Raw genomic sequence first — 17,091 nt, forward strand, 5'->3', positions numbered from 1 at the left:
CCGGGGGTTTTTGGCGCCCTGGGGGGGGGTCCCCTCCCCGCACAATACCCCCCCCACCCCGCGCCGGGCCCCCGGGTCCGCCCCCGCCCCCCCCCCGCTGCGGGGGGAAGCGCCTGAGCGATCTGTTACGACGGGGGAATCGCGTCAGGCACTGCGGGGGGTGGCCGAGATGGTCCTCAGGTCGGACTCCGCCGGCTCGGTGAGCCGGTGGTCCCGCTGGTCCAGGTTCACAAAGATCATTCCGTACCGGATGGCACAGCGCACCGGCTGCGGCGCTCCACGCGGCTTGCGCAGGCACCGGAACGCCCGTACGTCCCCGTCCTCGTCCCGCGTGACGACGACCGGCTCCCCGAACACGGTCACCATCAGCGAGTCACCGCTGTGGGGGATGGCGGTGACCAGGTCGATGAAGTGCCAGCCGGAACGGTAGGCGGTGGCCATTTCGCGACGGAAGGAGCGGTCGTCGGGTGGAGTGGTCACATCAGCTCCCAGCCACGCTTGCCGTCGCCTCCGATGCCGCTGCCGCCGGCCAGACACTGTCCGCCAGCACATGCCCCTTCGGAGCCAGTGGCCAGACGCTGTCGCCCGCGTCAACACCTCTTCCGCCGGACCCTCCACCGAGAATCCCGACGGTCGCGACGGCGGCGAAGGTGGCGACAAGCACCGAGCGAAGCATTCTGTTACGCATAGTCGGCTTCGTCCTCACTTGAAGGTCCCCTCTTCCCCCGTCAGGTACGACGATGGCTCATTCGGGCACATCAATGCCACACGATCGGTGCATCATGTTCCTGCATGTTCAGGACCCTGGGGGGTGGAGATTTGGTGGCAAATCGGACTAAGACGACACATCCCCATGCGATGACCGAGATGTGCGAAGTAGGCGGACAACTTTATGCTGCGGCCCTGCGTACTGGGCGAATCGCTCGGGAAGACGTGGCGCCGGCTCCCTGCCTGATGGAGTTCGCCCTCCTCCATCCCGACCCCGACGACCCGCAATGGTTGCGTCCGGTGCCGCCCGCCGTCGCCCTCGCCCAGCGGCTCAATCCGATCGAGCACGAGATCACCGAACGCAGGCGGCAGTCGATCCAGTTGTCCGACGCCTTCGCCCCCTTCATGGCGCTCGGTGCCCAGATGTCCGTCACCAGCGACTCGATCACGGTCCTGGAGGGCAGTGAGCGCATCAACGCGGCGCTGGATCTGGCCACCTCGCAGTGCCAGACCGAGATGCTCACGGTCCAGCCGAGCGGCCACCGGCCCGAGCGCAGCCTCAAGCAGGGGCTGGGACGCGACCGGCCGCTGATCGAACGCGGGGTGCGCATCAGAACGCTCTACCCGCACACCGCCCGGTACAGCTCGGAGCGGCTGGATTACGCCGCCCGGCTCTCCGACGGCAAGGTGGAGCAGCGCACCATCGACGGACTGGTCGAGCGGCTCATCATCTGCGACCAGACCGTCGCCTTCATCCCGACCCGTGACGACCAGAAAGTCGCCCTGGAAATCCGTCAGCCGGGCCTCGTCAGCTACCTCATCAAGGTGTTCGAGTTCATGTGGGACCACGCCGTACCCCTGAGCGCCGGCACCCCCTACGAAACCGCCCCCGACGGCATCACCGAGATCCAGCACTCCATCGCCAAGCTCCTGGTCGAAGGCCACGTGGACGAGGCCATCGCCCGCCGCCTCGGTATGAACGTCCGTACCTGCCGCGCCCACATCGCCAAACTCGCCCAGGCCCTCGGCAGCGGCAGCCGCGCCCAGCTCGGCTACCTCATCGCCCAGTCCGGCATCCTGGACCGGGACCACTGAGGCGGCGGCCCCGGCAACGCGAACGGGCGGACCGCGCGGCCGCACATCGCGAGGCTCGCCGCCACGCTGGGCAGTGCGAGCCGGGCGCGGCCCGGATACCTCATCGCGCGGTCGGGGGTTCTTGATCCGACCCGGTGAGGGCGGTGGCCGGCAGGGACGGGCGGTGGCCGTCCAGGCCGACCTGGGCGATGCGGACGCCGAGCTGGGTGCGGCTGGCGGCGCCCAGGGTCTCGGACAGCCGGGCGATGTGGGCCCGGCAGGTGCGCACGCTGATGCCGAGCCGCTCGGCGATGACCGCGTCCTGGTGCCCCTCGGCGAGCAGCGCGGCGATGGACTGCTCCCGGTGGGAGATGCCCTCGATGCCGGTGTCGGGCAGCGGCGCGGTGAGCGGGATCGCCAGGCGCCAGAGGCGTTCGAAGACCGTGACCAGGTATTCGACGAGGGCCGGGTGGCGCAGTTCCAGGGCCATCGTGCGGTCGGCGTTGGCGGGGATGAACGCCACCGTGCGGTCGAAGAGGATGAGCCGGTCGATGACCTCGTCCAGGGTGCGGGCCTCCACCGTGTCGCCCATCAGCTCCAGGTAGTTCAGCAGCCCCTGGCCGTGCCGGGCCACGTGCGTGTAGAGGTCCCGCATCCGCACGCCCCGGCCGCGCAGCGCCAGCGCCCGGTGCAGGCCCTCGGTGAGTTCCGCCTCCCGCCGGATGCCGCCGGGCTGCACCGTGAGCACCTCGGTGGTGCACGCCTCGGTCGCCTCGTCCATCGCGGCCTGGATGCGGGACAGCCCGTCCAGGACCCGGATGGCGCTGCCCTCGGCCGTTGCCGGCGTGTTCAGCTGCCGCCCCAGGCCCGCGTACCACTCGAACGCGGCCACCGCCGAGCCCACCCGCCGCTGGCTCGCGCTGACCTCGTCGTAGACCCCGCGCAGCAGCCGGGTCATGACCTCCTGCGGGGAGGTCGGCACCAGCCAGTCCATGTCGTCGGGGTCGGGGTGCAGCAGGGCCAGTTCCAGCAGGCAGGGCACCGGTTCGGCGTCCGTGCGCGGCACCCGTCCCCGGCGCACGGCACGGGAGTACACCCGATCCCCGGCCTCACACAGCCGGTCGGCACCGTGAGGATGCTCCTCCGCCCCGCGCCCGGCCATCGCCCATTCCACCCCCGGTGTGCTGCCACTTCCGCAGCGCAACTATGCGCGGCGCCGAAGGGGGTCCGCAACACGGCTCTCCCCACGGTGGCCACCGGAAAACCCCGGTGTGCCCCGCTTTCGGTGCCGCTCCGCCCCTCGCACCGCACCAAGATGACGGTGGTGGCGCGGAGGGTGCTTCGGCATCGCGGGGGCCGTTTCCCCCCGGGTGCCGCCGGCACCCGCGGCGGCCCCGGCCGGGGTTCCCGTACCCCGGCCGGGCCGCACGGGAGGGATGTACGGGCCTACTTGAGGCCCATCGCCGCGCAGGCGGCCTTGTACTTGGCGGTGCAGATGTCACCGACGCTGTAGATGCCGTCGGCGACGACGGTGTCCTTGATGCTGTGCTTGGTGAGCGCGGTCACCTGCACCAGCTTGGCCGGGATGTCCTTGGCGGTGGGGCTGTCCACCCGGTCCTGGGTGAGGGCGTCGAACTGGATGTCCTTGCCCTGGATCTTGGTGACGGCCATCTGCGCGGCGGCCTCGGCCTCGTCCGGGTAGGACTTGTAGACGCTCATGTACTGCTCGCCGCTCACCACCCGCTGCACGGCGTCCAGTTCGGCGTCCTGGCCGGTGATCGGGGGCAGCGTGGTGACACCGGCCGCCTTCAGGGCCTTGATGACGCCGCCGGCCATGCCGTCGTTGGCGGCGTAGACACCGGCGATGTTGCTCTTGCCGATCTTGGCGATGGCCTCGGCCATGTTGGCCTGGGCGTTCTCCGGCTTCCAGTCCGTGGTGTCGTAGCTCTCCGCGATGTCCACCTTGCCGTTCAGCTCGGAGAGGGCGCCCTCCTTGAACTGCTTGGCGTTGGGGTCGGTGGGCGAGCCGTTCATCATGACGACCTTGTCGGAGGTGTCGACGTTCGGGCCCAGCGCCTCCAGCAGGGTGCGGCCCTGCACCTCGCCGACGAGTTCGTTGTCGAAGGAGATGTAGGCGTCGATCGGGCCCTCGGCGAGCCGGTCGTAGGCGATGACCGGGATGCCCGCGTCCTTGGCCTTCTGCACCTCGTCGGCGACGGCGTGCGCGTCCACCGCGTCGAGCAGGATGACGTCGACCTTCGCGTCGATCATGTTCTGCATCTGCTCGGACTGCCGGGCGGCGCTCGCGTCGGCGTTGGCGTACTGCACCTTGCCCTGCTTCTTGGTGAGTTCGGCCACCTTGTCCCGGATGATGGGGTAGTCGAACCTGTCATAGCGGGTGTTGGCCTTCTCCGGCAGCAGCAGGCCCACCGTGACGTCGTTGCCCTTGGTCGGGCTCGCGCTCGCGCCGTCCCCCGTCGCGTTCAGCACGCCGCAGCCGGCGAGCGAGAGGGTCATCGTGGACACGGCCACGGATATGGCGATTCGACGCATTCGAGTGCTCACTTCAGGTGCGTTCCGGACGTGGGTGCTGCAATACGACCCAGGTGTCTGAAAAGACAACTTGGGGGCCGCACCCGGCGTCAAGAAGAATCACTTAACGAGTCCGCAACACCACGCTCAGCTGCCTCTGTGGAGGTCGCGCGAAACCCCCTTCAAATGCCCTTTACGGACCGTACATCCAAAGGGAGTTCACGGGTCTGCAAAGATCCGTACAACCAACCCGGTTCGTCACTAGTCGTGATCATGACGGCCTCGAGCCGCCCATGACTCGATCAGAGGACCGAATGATCTCAGCCAGACGTACGACCGCCACGGCCGTCGTACTCGCCGCCTCCGGTGCCCTGCTGGGCGCGGTCGCCCCGACCGCCTCCGCCGCGACCAGCTGCGCCTCGCCGGTCTACACCCGGCAGTTCTTCGCGAACACCACGTTCTCCGGCACCCCGAAGAAGGCGGACTGCGACAGCGCGGTCGCCGAGCAGTGGGGCACCGGCGCCCCCGCCACGGGCCTGCCCAGGGACAACTTCGGCGTCCGCTGGACCGTCACCCGCGACTTCGGCTCCGGCGGGCCCTTCGCCCTCACGGTCGCCGCGCAGGACGGGATCCGGGTCTACCTGGACGGCACCCGCAAGGTCGACCTCTGGAAGAACGTCTCCACGACCCAGAAGAAGACCGTCAACGTGACCGTGCCGTCCGGCAGGCACACGCTCCGCGTGGACTTCGTGAACTGGACCGGCTCCGCGAACGTCTCCTTCGCCTACCTGCCCCGCACCTCGTCCGACGTCGACAAGGTCGCGCCGCTGGTGCCCGCCGGCGCCGCGGTGACGTACGACGCCGCGACCGGCAGGGCGAAGGTCGGCTGGTCGAAGAACAAGGAGATGGACCTCGCCGGCTACCGCGTCTACCGGCGGCTGAAGGGCTACCCGTACGAGGCCGTGCCGCTGGCCACGACCACCGCCACCACGTACACCGACACCACCCTCCCGGTGACCGGCGACACGTACTACTACGAGGTCCGCGCCTACGACAGGGCCGGCAACGAGTCCGCGGGCACGGCGGACAAGCCCGTCACCACCGCCGACCGCACCGCGCCCGGCGCCCCGGCCGGCCTGGAGGTCACCGACCCCTCCGAGCAGGACGGCCTGCGCATCGGCTGGAGCGCCGAGACCGGCGCGGCCTCCTACCGGGTGTACCGGGCGGCGACCGCGGACGGCACCTACACCCGCCTGGGCAGCACCGTGGAGCCCTCCTACCGGGACGCCACGGCCGCGGTGGGCACCCCGTACTACTACCGGGTGACCGCGGTGGACGCGGCGGGCAACGAGTCCGCCCGCTCCGCCGTCCTCGCCGGCAAGCGCCGCGACGACACCCCGCCGCCCCTCGTCACCGGACTGCAGGTCACCCCCACCGACTACGGCTTCGAGCTGACGTGGGACGGGAACCCGGCGCCCGACCTGCACCGGTACTCGGTCTACGCGGGCCGGATCCTGAGCGACGGCGAGGACCGGGTCTGCTCCGCGTACCAGGACGCCTGGCTGATGCCCGACGTCACCTCCTACCGGTACACGTCCACCCCGGACGGCGAGGAGCGCTGCTTCTTCGTGGACGCCGTGGACACGAGCTGGAACTCCCGCTACCAGCTGACGCGCGAGGCGAACGTGGTGGTCGCGACCGAGCTGGGCACACCGCCGGCCGAGGACGGCACCGAGCCGGCGTCCGCCGGCTGACGGACACGCGGAAGAGGGGCCCGGCGTCCGGGCCCCTCTCCTTGTGCGTCCGCGCGCGTCAGTCCTGCTGCTGCCGCTTCGGCCGCCACACCACCAGCGCGCTGGTCTGCTGGACCTCCTGGTACGGCACCAGGTCGCGCCGGTAGGAGGCGTGCACGGCGGCCTCGCGCTGCTGCATCGCGGCCGCGGCGCCGTCCAGGGCCGCCTCCAGCTCCGCGACGCGGGACTGGAGCGCGGCGACCTGGTTCTCCAGTTCGATGATGCGCTTGATGCCGGCCAGGTTGATGCCCTCGTCCTGCGACAACTGCTGCACCTGGCGGAGCAATTCGATGTCACGGGCCGAGTAGCGGCGGCCCCGGCCCGCGGTGCGGTCCGGGGAGACCAGGCCCAGGCGGTCGTACTGGCGCAGCGTCTGCGGGTGGAGTCCGGAGAGCTGGGCCGCCACCGAGATGACGTAGACCGGGGTCTCCTCGGTCAGTTCATACGGGTTACGCCGACGGCCGTCCATCACTCTCAAGCTCCCTTCGCGGCCTCGAACAGCTCCGCCCGCGGGTCCTCGTCCGCGGTCGCCTCGCGATACGCCTCCAGTGCGTCACGAGCCTTCCCCGACAGGTCCTTCGGGACACTCACCTCGACGGTGACCAGCAGATCGCCACGGGTGCCGTCCTTGCGGACCGCGCCCTTGCCCCGCGCCCGCATGGTCCTGCCGTTCGGGGTGCCGGGCGGCAGCTTCAGGGTGACGGCCGGGCCGCCGAGGGTCGGTACCCGCACCTCGCCGCCGAGGGCCGCCTCGGTGAACGTCACCGGCACGGTGACGGTGAGGTTGTCGCCCTTGCGCCCGAACACCGGGTGCTCGCCGACGTGGACGACCACGTACAGGTCGCCGGCCGGCCCGCCCCGCTCGCCGGGCGCGCCCTTGCCGCGCAGCCGGATCCGCTGCCCGTCGGTGACGCCCGCCGGGATGCGGACCTGCATGGTCCGCGACGACTTGGCCCGCCCGCTGCCCTTGCACTCCAGGCAGGGGTGCTCGGCGATCAGGCCACGGCCCTTGCAGTCGGGGCAGGGGTCGGTGAGCGAGAAGCCGCCACCGGAGCCCCGCGCGACCTGGCCGGTGCCGACGCAGGTCGGGCACACGCGCGGCGTGCCGTTCTTGTCGCCGGTGCCCGAGCAGGCCTTGCAGGGCGCCTGGGAGGACATCCTGAGCGGCACCGTGGCGCCCTCGATGGCCTCCGTGAAGCTCAGCGTGACCTCGGTGTCGATGTCCTGGCCGCGCCGGGGCTGGGTACGGCTCGTACCCGTGCCGCCGCGGTTGAACAGGCCCCCGAAGACGTCGCCGAGTCCGCCGCCGAAGCCTCCGCCCTGGGCGCCGCCCGCTCCTCCGAAGAGGTCGCCCAGGTCGAAGTTGAAGGAGCCGCCGGCCCCGCCCGGTCCGGGGCGGAAGCCGCCGTTGCCGAACAGCGCGCGCGCCTCGTCGTACTCCTTGCGCTTCTTGGGGTCGCCGAGGACGTCGTTCGCCTCGGAGATCTCCTTGAAGCGCTCCTCGGCCCTGGCGTTGCCCTTGTTGGCGTCCGGGTGGAACTCGCGGGCGAGCTTCCGGTACGCCTTCTTGATCTCGGCCTCGGTGGCGTCCTTGGGGACGCCGAGGACCTTGTAGTAGTCCTTCTCGATGAAGTCCTTGGTGCTCATCCTCGACGTACCCCCTTTCCGCGGTTCCCCTCAGTCTTCACGTCAGCCCTCGTCCGGGCCACCGCTCTCCTTGTCGTCGGCCGCCGGGGTGTTCTCCTCGCCGCCCTCGGCCTTGGCGGTCTGCGCGCCGGGCTGCGGCTCGGCGACGGCCACCCGCGCGGGGCGGATGGTGCGCTCGCCGATGCGGTACCCCGGCTGCAGGATCGCCACGCAGGTCGTCTCGGTGACGTCCGGCGCGTAACTGTGCATCAGGGCCTCGTGGATCGTCGGGTCGAAGGGCTCGCCCTCCTTGCCGAACTGCTGCAGGCCCATCTTGGCCGCGACGGTCTCCAGCGACTCGGCCACCGACTTGAAGCCGCCGACCAGCTCGCCGTGCTCCCGCGCCCGGCCGATGTCGTCGAGCACGGGCAGGAGCTCGGTCAGGAGGTTCGCGATGGCGATCTCCTTGACCGCGATCCGGTCCCGTTCGACCCGGCGGCGGTAGTTCTGGTACTCGGCCTGGAGCCGCTGGAGGTCCGCCGTGCGCTCGCCGAGCGCCGTGCGCACCTGGTCCAGCTGGGCGACCAGACCGGCGTTCTCTGCGTTCGCGTCCCCGGCCGGGGCCGCCCCCTCCTCGGAGGAGGAGGCGGCCTTCGGCTCGGCGTCGTCAGGGGTGGCGCCGGAGGGGACGTCGGGCTTCTCCTCGAAACCCGGGGTCTCCTCCGTCATTACGCGGCACCGTCCTTGCGCTCGTCGTCCACGATCTCGGCGTCCACCACGTCGTCGTCGGCGGCCTTGGCGCCACCGGCGGTCGCGCCCTCGGGACCGCCCGCGGCCTGCGCACCCTGGGCGTCGGCGTACAGCGCCTGGCCCAGCTTCTGCGAGACGGCGGCGACCTTCTCGGTGGCGGAGCGGATCTCGGCAGTGTCCTCGCCCTTGAGGGCTTCCTTCAGCTCGCCGACCGCGGCCTCGACCTCGGTCTTGATCTCGCCGGGGACCTTGTCCTCGTTGTCCTTGAGGAACTTCTCGGTCTGGTAGACCAGCTGCTCGCCCTGGTTGCGGGCCTCGGCGGCCTCGCGGCGCTTGTGGTCCTCCTCCGCGTAGCGCTCGGCCTCCTCGCGCATGCGGTCGACCTCTTCCTTCGGGAGCGAGGAGCCGCCGGTGACGGTCATCTTCTGCTCCTTGCCGGTGCCGAGGTCCTTCGCCGTGACGTGCATGATGCCGTTGGCGTCGATGTCGAAGGAGACCTCGATCTGCGGGACGCCGCGGGGCGCCGGCGGCAGACCGGTCAGCTCGAACATGCCGAGCTTCTTGTTGTACGCCGCGATCTCGCGCTCGCCCTGGTAGACCTGGATCTGCACCGACGGCTGGTTGTCCTCGGCCGTGGTGAAGATCTCCGAGCGCTTGGTCGGGATCGTGGTGTTGCGCTCGATCAGCTTGGTCATGATGCCGCCCTTGGTCTCGATACCGAGGGACAGCGGGGTGACGTCGAGCAGCAGGACGTCCTTGACCTCGCCCTTGAGGACACCGGCCTGGAGCGAGGCGCCGATGGCGACGACCTCGTCCGGGTTCACGCCCTTGTTGGCCTCCTTGCCGCCGGTCAGCTCCTTGACGAGCTCGGCGACGGCGGGCATGCGGGTGGAGCCACCGACGAGGACGACGTGGTCGATCTCGTTGATGGAGATGCCGGCGTCCTTGATGACGTTGTGGAACGGCGTCTTGCAGCGCTCCAGCAGGTCGGCCGTCAGCTGCTGGAACTGCGCCCGGGTGAGCTTCTCGTCCAGGTGCAGCGGGCCCTCGGCGGACGCGGTGATGTACGGCAGGTTGATCGAGGTCTCCGTGGAGGAGGACAGCTCGATCTTCGCCTTCTCCGCAGCCTCACGCAGACGCTGCAGCGCCATCTTGTCCTTGCTCAGGTCCACGCCGTGGCCGGACTGGAACTGCTTGACCAGGTAGTCGACGACGCGCTGGTCCCAGTCGTCACCACCGAGGTGGTTGTCACCGTTGGTGGCCTTCACCTCGACGACGCCGTCGCCGATCTCCAGCAGGGACACGTCGAAGGTGCCGCCGCCGAGGTCGAAGACGAGGATCGTCTGGTCGTCCTTGTCGAGGCCGTAGGCGAGCGCGGCCGCGGTGGGCTCGTTGACGATGCGCAGGACGTTCAGACCGGCGATCTCGCCGGCCTCCTTCGTCGCCTGGCGCTCGGAGTCGTTGAAGTAGGCCGGGACGGTGATGACCGCGTCCGTGACCTTCTCGCCCAGGTAGGCCTCGGCGTCCCGCTTCAGCTTCTGCAGGATGAACGCGGAGATCTGCTGCGGGTTGAAGTCCTTGCCGTCGAGCTGGATCTTCCAGTCGGTGCCCATGTGGCGCTTCACCGAGCGGATGGTCCGGTCCACGTTCGTGACCGCCTGGCGCTTGGCGACCTCGCCGACGAGCACCTCGCCGTTCTTGGCGAAGGCGACGACGGACGGCGTGGTCCTGGCACCCTCGGCGTTGGTGATGACGGTGGGCTCGCCGCCCTCCAGAACGCTGACGACGGAGTTAGTCGTGCCCAGGTCGATGCCGACCGCACGTGCCATGGTTGATTCCTCCAGCTGACTTGAGTGGAACAGGCTCAAGTGTGCATGAGCAGAACCGCCGGGTCAACAGACCTGAGTCAGCCAGGCTCAACTCTTATCCACTCCTTACACGCAAGTGGCCGCTGACCTGCGTCGATGGCGGGCGGCGCCCCTGCGGAACGGGAATCAGAAGGAGTACGACGACGGCCAGCACCACCCCGCCGGCCACCCAGAGCACGGCCCTCTCCCCCGTCCACCCGGTGTGCACGAGCACCCCCACGAGCACCGAGGAGAAGGAGCCGGCCCCGAGCAGCACGACCGACCCCGGCGGGTTGAGCCCGAGCCGCCGCAGCCGGTGTGCGAGGTGGTCGGGGCCGCGCCGGAGCAGCGGACGCCGGGCCACCCCCCGGGCGAGGACCACGAGCAGGGCGTCCGCGACGGCCACGGCACCGAGGCAGAACACCACCGCCGCGCTGGGCCCGATGTCGTACCCCGCGCGCGTGAAGACGACCGCCGACGACAGCACGAACCCGGTGAACAGCGAGCCGCAGGCGCCGAGGCCGATCCGCGCGGGGTGCCAGTTGTGCATCAGGAAGCCGGTGAGGGCGGCGGCGACCACGCTCAGCAGCACGGCGAGCCCGTCCATCACCTCGGCGGCGGCGCACACCCCCGCGCCGAAGGCGGTGACCACGCCGACCGTCCCGGCCAGCCCGTCGGCGTGGTCGAGCCCCTTGAAGGCGAGGGTGGCCAGGACGATCCAGCCGACGGCCAGCACCCCGCCCGGCAGGCCCGTCTCGTCGTACGGCACCACGCAGACCGCCGCCACGGCCGTACCGGCGACGAGCACGCGCGCGCGGAGCCGCCACACGTCGGCCACCAGACCGAGACCGGCGACCCCGGCGGCGGCCATGAGCAGTTCGGCGACCCCGTCCCCGAGCGGGGCGACCCGGGTCCACTCCCCCGCTCCGGCGACCAGGCAGGTGACGACCACGACGGCGAGTCCCCCGAGCAGCGGCATCGGACGCTGCCGGCGCCGGTCGAGGATCCCGGCCCTCAGGGCGGGCAGCCGGAGCACCGCCGCGAGCACGGCGGTGCAGAGCAGAGCGGCGGTGGCGGCGGCGATCCCGTAGAGCACGGCTCTAAGGTAGGGGCGAAAGTATCAATTCGGTACGAATAACACGATCCGATTGCCTGGCGGCGACCCAGATCACCCCGCGCTCTACTGCATCCCGACGGAAGATAGGGGTAGTCTCAGACGGACTACATAAGTTACCGCTTAGTAATGTCGGCCGCCTCAGGAGCCCCAATGCAACTCGCCGCGATCATCGTGTCGCTGGTCCTGATCGTGGTCGGCGTGGCACTGTTCGGCCGCGCCCTCCTCCAGATCTTCAACCACCTGCGGCTGGGCCAGCCCGTGCCCGCCGGTACGCGGACCAACGATCCCGCACAACGCACCGTCACGCTGGCCAAGGAGTTCGTCGGCCACACGCGGATGAACCGGTGGGGCGTCGTCGGTGTGGCGCACTGGTTCGTGGCGGTGGGCTTCCTGACCCTGCTGCTGACGATCGTCAACGCCATCGGGCAGCTGTTCAAGGCCGACTGGATCCTGCCGGTCCTCGGCGACTGGGCGCCGTACAACGTCTACGTCGAGTTCATGGGCACGATGACGGTCGCCGGCATCCTCGCCCTGATCGTGATCCGCCAGCTGAGCCACCCGCGCAAGCCGGGCCGCAAGTCCCGCTTCGCCGGTTCCAACTTCGGCCAGGCGTACTTCGTCGAGACCGTCATCCTCATCGTCGGCGTCTGCATCTTCATGCTGCACGCCCTCGAAGGCGCCCAGCACCACGTCGACGGCTACGAGGCGTCCTTCTTCATCTCCTACCCGGTGGTGTCGTGGCTGGAGGGCATGGACGTCTCCACGCTCCAGAACCTCACCTACTTCTTCGCCGGCCTGAAGATCGCCACCTCCTTCATCTGGATGATCACGGTCGCCCTGAAGACCGACATGGGCGTGGCCTGGCACCGCTTCCTGGCCTTCCCGAACATCTGGTTCAAGCGCAACGCCACCGGTGAGACCTCCCTCGGCGCCCTGCTGCCGATGACCTCCGGCGGCAAGCCGATCAACTTCGAGGACCCGGGCGAGGACGACGTCTTCGGCGTCTCCCAGGTCGAGCAGTTCTCCTGGAAGGGCCTGCTGGACTTCTCCACCTGCACCGAGTGCGGTCGCTGCCAGTCGCAGTGCCCCGCCTGGAACACCGGCAAGCCGCTCTCCCCGAAGCTGCTCATCATGAGCCTGCGGGACCACGCGCACGCCAAGGCGCCGTACCTGCTGGCCGGCGGCGGCAAGACCATGGAGGGCGAGGAGAAGGCGTCCGAGGAGCAGCTGAAGGACGTCCCCGCCGCCGCTCTCGCCGAGGCCGAGCGCCCGCTGATCGGCACCGCCGAGGAGAACGGCGTCATCGACCCGGACGTCCTGTGGTCCTGCACCACCTGCGGCGCCTGCGTCGAGCAGTGCCCGGTGGACATCGAGCACGTCGACCACATCGTCGACATGCGCCGCTACCAGGTCATGATCGAGTCCGCGTTCCCGTCCGAGGCGGGCACGATGCTCAAGAACCTGGAGAAGAAGGGCAACCCCTGGGGCCTGGCCAAGAAGCAGCGCCTGGAGTGGACCAAGGAGGTCGACTTCGAGGTCCCGGTCGTCGGCAAGGACATCGAGGACCTCACCGAGGTCGAGTACCTGTACTGGGTCGGCTGCGCCGGCGCCCTTGAGGACCGCGCCAAGAAGACCACCAAGGCCTTCGCCGAGCTGCTGCACATCGCGGGCGTCAAGTTCGCGATCATGGGCGGCGACGAGAAGTGCACCGGTGACTCCGCCCGCCGCCTCGGCAACGAGCCCCTGTTCCAGGAGCTCGGCATGGAGAACGTGATGGCCCTGAACACGGCGTTCGGCGAGGAGCTGGACGACGAGGGCAAGGTCGTCCCGGAGTCCGCGAAGCCGAAGTCGGCGAAGAAGATCGTCGCCACCTGCCCGCACTGCCTCAACACGCTCGGCAACGAGTACCCGCAGCTCGGCGGCGACTACGAGGTCATCCACCACACCCAGCTGCTCCAGCACCTGGTGGACGAGGGCAAGCTGATCCCGGTCACCCCGGTCGAGGGCATCATCACCTACCACGACCCGTGCTACCTGGGCCGCCACAACAAGATCTACACGCCCCCGCGCGAGATCATCGGCAAGGTCCCGGGCCTGCGCAACGAGGAGATGCACCGCCACAAGGAGCGCGGCTTCTGCTGCGGCGCCGGCGGCGCCCGGATGTGGATGGAAGAGCGCATCGGCAAGCGCATCAACAACGAGCGCGTCGACGAGGCCCTGTCCCTGAACCCGGACATCGTCTCCACCGCCTGCCCGTTCTGCCTGGTCATGCTGACCGACTCGGTCAACGGCAAGAAGAACGACGGCAAGGCCAAGGAGTCCATCCAGGTCGTGGACGTCGCCCAGCTGCTCCTCGACTCCGTCAAGACGCCGGTCGACCCGGCGGGCGAGACCGAGTCGGAGAGCGAGCCGGAGCCGGAGCCGGTGAAGTAGCTCCTCCCGCAGACGTACGGCGCCCCCTGACCCGCACAGGCAGGGGGCGCCGTCGTACGTCCGTCAGGCGCCCTTCGGGGCCGCCTGCTGCACCACCTCGAAGGACCACAGGGTCGAGCCGGAGGCCGCCGGCTTCGGGCGCTCGCCGCCCTCGCCGCCGCCCTGGTGCGCGGACTTCATCGGTCCCTCCATCCAGGCCTGGAACGACTCCTCGTCACGCCAGCGCGTGTACACGAGGTACTGGTCGGTGCCCTCGACGGGGCGCAGCAGCTCGAACCACTCGAAGCCGTCGGAGCTCTCCACCGCGTGGGCCCGCGAGGCGAACCGCTTCTCCAGCACCTCCCGCTGCTCGGCGGGCACGGTCAGCACGTTGATCTTCACTACGCTCATGACCCCATCCTGGCCCATGCCCCGGCGGTGCCGCACGGCACTCGCGACCGCTGCGCCGGCCGGGCGGCCGACCGGGGTACGACGGCCATGACGCCACCGTCGGCCCGCGGTGCCGCGGCCGTCCGGTTCCCCCTCGGACGGCGCGCTCGGCGGCCCCGCGTGCGGGTGGGCGAGGATGTCGCAGCGGTACCCCGCCGGCCGTCGTCGCACGGACGGTCGGACCACCGGGTGCGGCCCGCGATCAGGACCGTGCCTGCTCCTCGGCCTCGCCCTCCGGCGACACCCCGGCCGTCCCCACCCGCAGTTGCTCGGTGATCTGGACGAACGCGGCGCGCAGGTGTTCCGGGATGCCCAGGGCCGCCGCCGCCTGCTCGGCGGAGAGAGCCGCCGCTCCGGCCGGCGACGGCACGGCGGGCGGGGCGGGCGCCTGGGGCAGGTCCTCCTCCGTCAGCTTGCCGGACCGGATGAGGACGTCCCGGACGGGGACGTCCAGGGCGCGGGCGAGCCCCCGCATGGTGTCCAGGTCGGGCATGCTCTGCCGTTGCAGCAGACGGGTGACGGCCGCCCGGTGCACGCCCGCGTCCTCGGCGAGCTTGGTCTTGCCGCCGCCGCGCGGGCTGTCGATGTCGTAACCGCGCGCCCGCATCACGTCCTCGACCCAGCCGGCGAAATCCTCGATGTGCTCGGCATCGCTCTTCATCTGTGGTGCTCCCCTGTTCTTCGCTTCCCCCCGTGCTCACCTTAGCGTTCGCGCGCACGCGAAATCTGTGGGTGCGCGCACGCACAAGTAAGGATCCCGTGAAAGGGCAGAGGCGTCGACCCCATCCACCGAACCTCCCGGTCACGCCGCGTGTCCATTGCGTGCGCCTGCGCAACATGCGAAGCTATGTGCGCGCCCGCAACAAGCGGGCCCGGCAAGCCCGCCGGTGCGACCTTCCCGGCTCCCTGCCCGTCGGCCTCCCGTGCCGACCCCGCCCGTCGACACCGGCCCCACCGCCGACGAACCCGCCGACACACGATCGGAGTGCCCTTCCATGACTGTCCGCGCCGCCCGTCAGGACATCGCACGCGCCGCCCGCTGGATCGACATCCTCGCCCGCCAGTTCCCCGACCTGCTGGCGGAACTGGCCCCGGGCGGCGGTCGCACGGGCATCTCGGCCGGCCGCTCCCGCGGCGCAGGCGGCGGCGCGGGAGCCGCCCCGATCCGGCTCCACGTCTCCGACGCCCTGCGGGACATCACCGACGGCGTGACCGAACTGGAGGAGGCGGTACGGGACAAGCTCGGGCTCGGCCGTGCGCCGCGCGCCGACGTGCCGGAACGGCTGCGCCGTATCGCCCGGCTGCTGGACCGGATCGCAGACCACCCCGCCCTCGCGGCCCACGTGCTGGACGAGTGCCGGCGCATGGCCCGCCGCGGCGGCCGCACCCTCGGCGCACCGGAGGCGATGGTCCGCGTCGACGGCCGCTGCCCGTGGTGCGACTCGGTGTCCCTGCGCGCGGTGCCCGCCGCGCGGACCGTCCTCTGCGTCAACCCCGGCTGCCGGTGCACGGATCCGCAGTGCGCGTGCGCCGAGGACCCCGGTCACCGGCACAGCTGGGCGGAGTCGGCGTGGGCACGGCTCGCCCGGGAGTCCGGGGCGGACGCCGACGCGATCGCCGCACTGGTCGACGCCGCCGAGGCGGCGGAGGAGGCCGCCCGATGAGCCGTACGCCGAGCCGGCTGCTGCCCGCCGGGCCGACCCTGGTGACCGGACCCGCGGCCGCCGCCGAAGCGGGGGTCACGGCCGCGACCGTGCGCAAGTGGGTGCAGCTGGGCCGGCTGACCGCGGCCGGCAAGCAGGGCCGGGCCCACCTCTTCCGCCTGGAGGACGTCTTCGCCGCCGAGCGGGCCGCGCGGGGGCGGCCCGGCCGCAGCTGACCACGTCTCCCGTCCGACCGCCCCGTCGCACCCCCTGGTGCGGCGGGGCGGTCCGCGTTCCGGCGCAGCGCCACGCCCCTCCCGGAAACTAGATGTTGCGCTCGCGCTCGCAACGTGTCACAGTTGGTGCAGCGGCGGAGCTGTGCCCGGTGCCGGAAACGGACCGGACACCGGCCCGCCGCTTCGTCGTAGCCATTCGCAGCCATCCCCTCCGCGAAGGGAGGCCATCCCGTGGCCGATCCGACGGTCACCTTCCCCGACGTCGAACGACTCGTCGTCGACTACCTGAAGACCCGCGCCGAACTCGCCACCGCCACCGTGGACAACGTCCCGCCGAGCGGTTTCGACGGCACCCAGCAGGTCGTCCTGGTCTCCCGCTCCGGCGGGGCCTGGATCGACGACCAGCGTCTCGACCAGCCGCTGGTGGACTTCGAGGTCTACGGCCCCGACAAGACCACCGCGCACACCCTGGCCCTGAAGGTCCGCTCGGCACTCCTCACGCTGCGCGGCACCCTCTACGGCACGGCGCGCGTCACCGACGTCGTCGAGGCCGACGGCCCGCGCTGGCTGCCCGACTGGAACCGGTCGGCGGCCAACCGCTACTACTCCACGGTCCGGCTGCTCATCCACACGGCCTGAGCGCCGCCCCCGAACAGGCCCTGCCCGCCTTCCCGTGCACGGCAGGGCCTTCGTGCTGCCCGGACACCTCCCGGTGCCGGGCGATTCACCATCCACTCAGAGGAGTCACACATGGCTGGCAACAACGCCAACGAGATCCGCGTCGCCGGTACCGGCCGCATCCTGGTCGCCCCGGTCGGCACGGCCGCGCCGACCGACACCCCCCCCCCCCGGGCGGCGGCCGGGAAGGACCCGATCGGAAGAGCGGGGTGGAGGGTCAGAGTG

General features: G+C 70.7%; 16 protein-coding genes and 2 pseudogenes. 8 read left to right on the forward strand and 10 right to left on the reverse strand.

Annotation, left to right across the window (positions count from 1 at the left end; genetic code table 11):
- Positions 1 to 144: 144 nt before the first annotated feature.
- Positions 145 to 480 carry a hypothetical protein gene (locus tag ABZ923_RS37530; protein WP_189981924.1) on the reverse strand — a complete coding sequence of 112 codons (336 nt, stop codon included), beginning with the start codon at positions 478 to 480 and terminating at the stop codon, positions 145 to 147.
- Positions 481 to 792: 312 nt separating this feature from the next.
- Between ABZ923_RS37530 and ABZ923_RS37535 the strand changes: the two genes are divergently transcribed.
- The gene (locus tag ABZ923_RS37535) at positions 793 to 1,803 is read left to right on the forward strand and encodes a helix-turn-helix transcriptional regulator (RefSeq protein WP_361481596.1); all 1,011 of its coding nucleotides are present in this window, start codon (positions 793 to 795) and stop codon (positions 1,801 to 1,803) included.
- A gap of 21 nt (positions 1,804 to 1,824) precedes the next feature.
- Positions 1,825 to 1,941, forward strand: a pseudogene (locus ABZ923_RS37540) (helix-turn-helix transcriptional regulator); the annotation flags it as partial.
- On the opposite strand, the gene ABZ923_RS37545 reads toward ABZ923_RS37540, so the two are convergent.
- Both ABZ923_RS37545 and ABZ923_RS37550 read right to left on the reverse strand, forming a co-directional pair.
- Entirely contained in the window at positions 1,904 to 2,944 is a 1,041-nt protein-coding gene (locus ABZ923_RS37545) for a LuxR C-terminal-related transcriptional regulator (RefSeq protein ID WP_361481598.1), read from the reverse strand. The pseudogene ABZ923_RS37540 and the gene ABZ923_RS37545 sit on opposite strands and share 38 nt — an antisense overlap.
- A 284-nt stretch (positions 2,945 to 3,228) precedes the next feature.
- On the reverse strand, positions 3,229 to 4,335 hold the full coding sequence (locus ABZ923_RS37550) for a substrate-binding domain-containing protein (RefSeq protein ID WP_361481601.1): 1,107 nt from the start codon (positions 4,333 to 4,335) through the stop codon (positions 3,229 to 3,231).
- A gap of 293 nt (positions 4,336 to 4,628) precedes the next feature.
- On the opposite strand from ABZ923_RS37550, the gene ABZ923_RS37555 reads away from it, so the two are divergent.
- Positions 4,629 to 6,068, forward strand: a complete 1,440-nt coding sequence (locus ABZ923_RS37555) for a PA14 domain-containing protein (protein WP_361481604.1) — start codon at positions 4,629 to 4,631, stop codon at positions 6,066 to 6,068.
- 58 nt (positions 6,069 to 6,126) lie between these two features.
- Here the strand turns inward: ABZ923_RS37555 and ABZ923_RS37560 are convergent, their stop codons facing one another.
- The 5 genes from ABZ923_RS37560 to ABZ923_RS37580 all read right to left on the reverse strand — a co-directional run bounded on the left by ABZ923_RS37560 (position 6,127) and on the right by ABZ923_RS37580 (position 11,426).
- Positions 6,127 to 6,576 (reverse strand): helix-turn-helix domain-containing protein, encoded by a 450-nt coding sequence (locus ABZ923_RS37560; RefSeq protein WP_055705130.1) that lies wholly within the window; start codon positions 6,574 to 6,576, stop codon positions 6,127 to 6,129.
- 5 nt (positions 6,577 to 6,581) lie between these two features.
- On the reverse strand, positions 6,582 to 7,754 hold the full coding sequence (dnaJ, locus tag ABZ923_RS37565; RefSeq protein WP_361481607.1) for a molecular chaperone DnaJ: 1,173 nt from the start codon (positions 7,752 to 7,754) through the stop codon (positions 6,582 to 6,584).
- Between the two features lie 42 nt (positions 7,755 to 7,796).
- A complete protein-coding gene (gene grpE, locus ABZ923_RS37570; RefSeq protein ID WP_361481610.1) occupies positions 7,797 to 8,462 on the reverse strand; it encodes a nucleotide exchange factor GrpE in 666 nt (221 codons plus the stop codon).
- The gene (dnaK, locus tag ABZ923_RS37575; RefSeq protein WP_132784688.1) at positions 8,462 to 10,312 is read right to left on the reverse strand and encodes a molecular chaperone DnaK; all 1,851 of its coding nucleotides are present in this window, start codon (positions 10,310 to 10,312) and stop codon (positions 8,462 to 8,464) included. The genes grpE and dnaK overlap by 1 nt, the downstream gene beginning before the upstream one ends.
- Positions 10,313 to 10,406: 94 nt before the next feature.
- Positions 10,407 to 11,426: an MraY family glycosyltransferase gene (locus ABZ923_RS37580; RefSeq protein WP_361481614.1), complete on the reverse strand. Its 1,020-nt coding sequence runs from the start codon at positions 11,424 to 11,426 to the stop codon at positions 10,407 to 10,409.
- 171 nt (positions 11,427 to 11,597) lie between these two features.
- On the opposite strand from ABZ923_RS37580, the gene ABZ923_RS37585 reads away from it, so the two are divergent.
- Positions 11,598 to 13,880: a (Fe-S)-binding protein gene (locus tag ABZ923_RS37585; RefSeq protein WP_361481617.1), complete on the forward strand. Its 2,283-nt coding sequence runs from the start codon at positions 11,598 to 11,600 to the stop codon at positions 13,878 to 13,880.
- 63 nt (positions 13,881 to 13,943) lie between these two features.
- Here the strand turns inward: ABZ923_RS37585 and ABZ923_RS37590 are convergent, their stop codons facing one another.
- Both ABZ923_RS37590 and ABZ923_RS37595 read right to left on the reverse strand, forming a co-directional pair.
- Entirely contained in the window at positions 13,944 to 14,270 is a 327-nt protein-coding gene (locus ABZ923_RS37590; protein ID WP_361481620.1) for an antibiotic biosynthesis monooxygenase, read from the reverse strand.
- Between the two features lie 241 nt (positions 14,271 to 14,511).
- Positions 14,512 to 14,970, reverse strand: coding sequence for a helix-turn-helix transcriptional regulator (locus ABZ923_RS37595; RefSeq protein ID WP_361481623.1), 459 nt, complete (start codon positions 14,968 to 14,970; stop codon positions 14,512 to 14,514).
- A 334-nt stretch (positions 14,971 to 15,304) separates the two neighbouring features.
- Here ABZ923_RS37595 and ABZ923_RS37600 point away from each other — a divergent pair, with 334 nt between their 5' ends.
- The 4 genes and pseudogenes from ABZ923_RS37600 to ABZ923_RS37615 form a co-directional block, all read left to right on the forward strand.
- Positions 15,305 to 15,973: a hypothetical protein gene (locus ABZ923_RS37600; RefSeq protein ID WP_361481626.1), complete on the forward strand. Its 669-nt coding sequence runs from the start codon at positions 15,305 to 15,307 to the stop codon at positions 15,971 to 15,973.
- On the forward strand, positions 15,970 to 16,188 hold the full coding sequence (locus ABZ923_RS37605) for a hypothetical protein (RefSeq protein WP_361481629.1): 219 nt from the start codon (positions 15,970 to 15,972) through the stop codon (positions 16,186 to 16,188). The genes ABZ923_RS37600 and ABZ923_RS37605 overlap by 4 nt, the downstream gene beginning before the upstream one ends.
- Before the next feature lie 231 nt (positions 16,189 to 16,419).
- Positions 16,420 to 16,827 (forward strand): hypothetical protein, encoded by a 408-nt coding sequence (locus ABZ923_RS37610; protein WP_361481632.1) that lies wholly within the window; start codon positions 16,420 to 16,422, stop codon positions 16,825 to 16,827.
- A gap of 111 nt (positions 16,828 to 16,938) precedes the next feature.
- Positions 16,939 to 17,025 (forward strand): annotated as a pseudogene (locus ABZ923_RS37615) (phage tail protein); the annotation flags it as partial.
- Positions 17,026 to 17,091 lie beyond the last annotated feature (66 nt).

Origin of the sequence: Streptomyces sp. NPDC046881, assembly GCF_040645015.1 — a bacterium.
GTDB lineage: Bacteria > Actinomycetota > Actinomycetes > Streptomycetales > Streptomycetaceae > Streptomyces.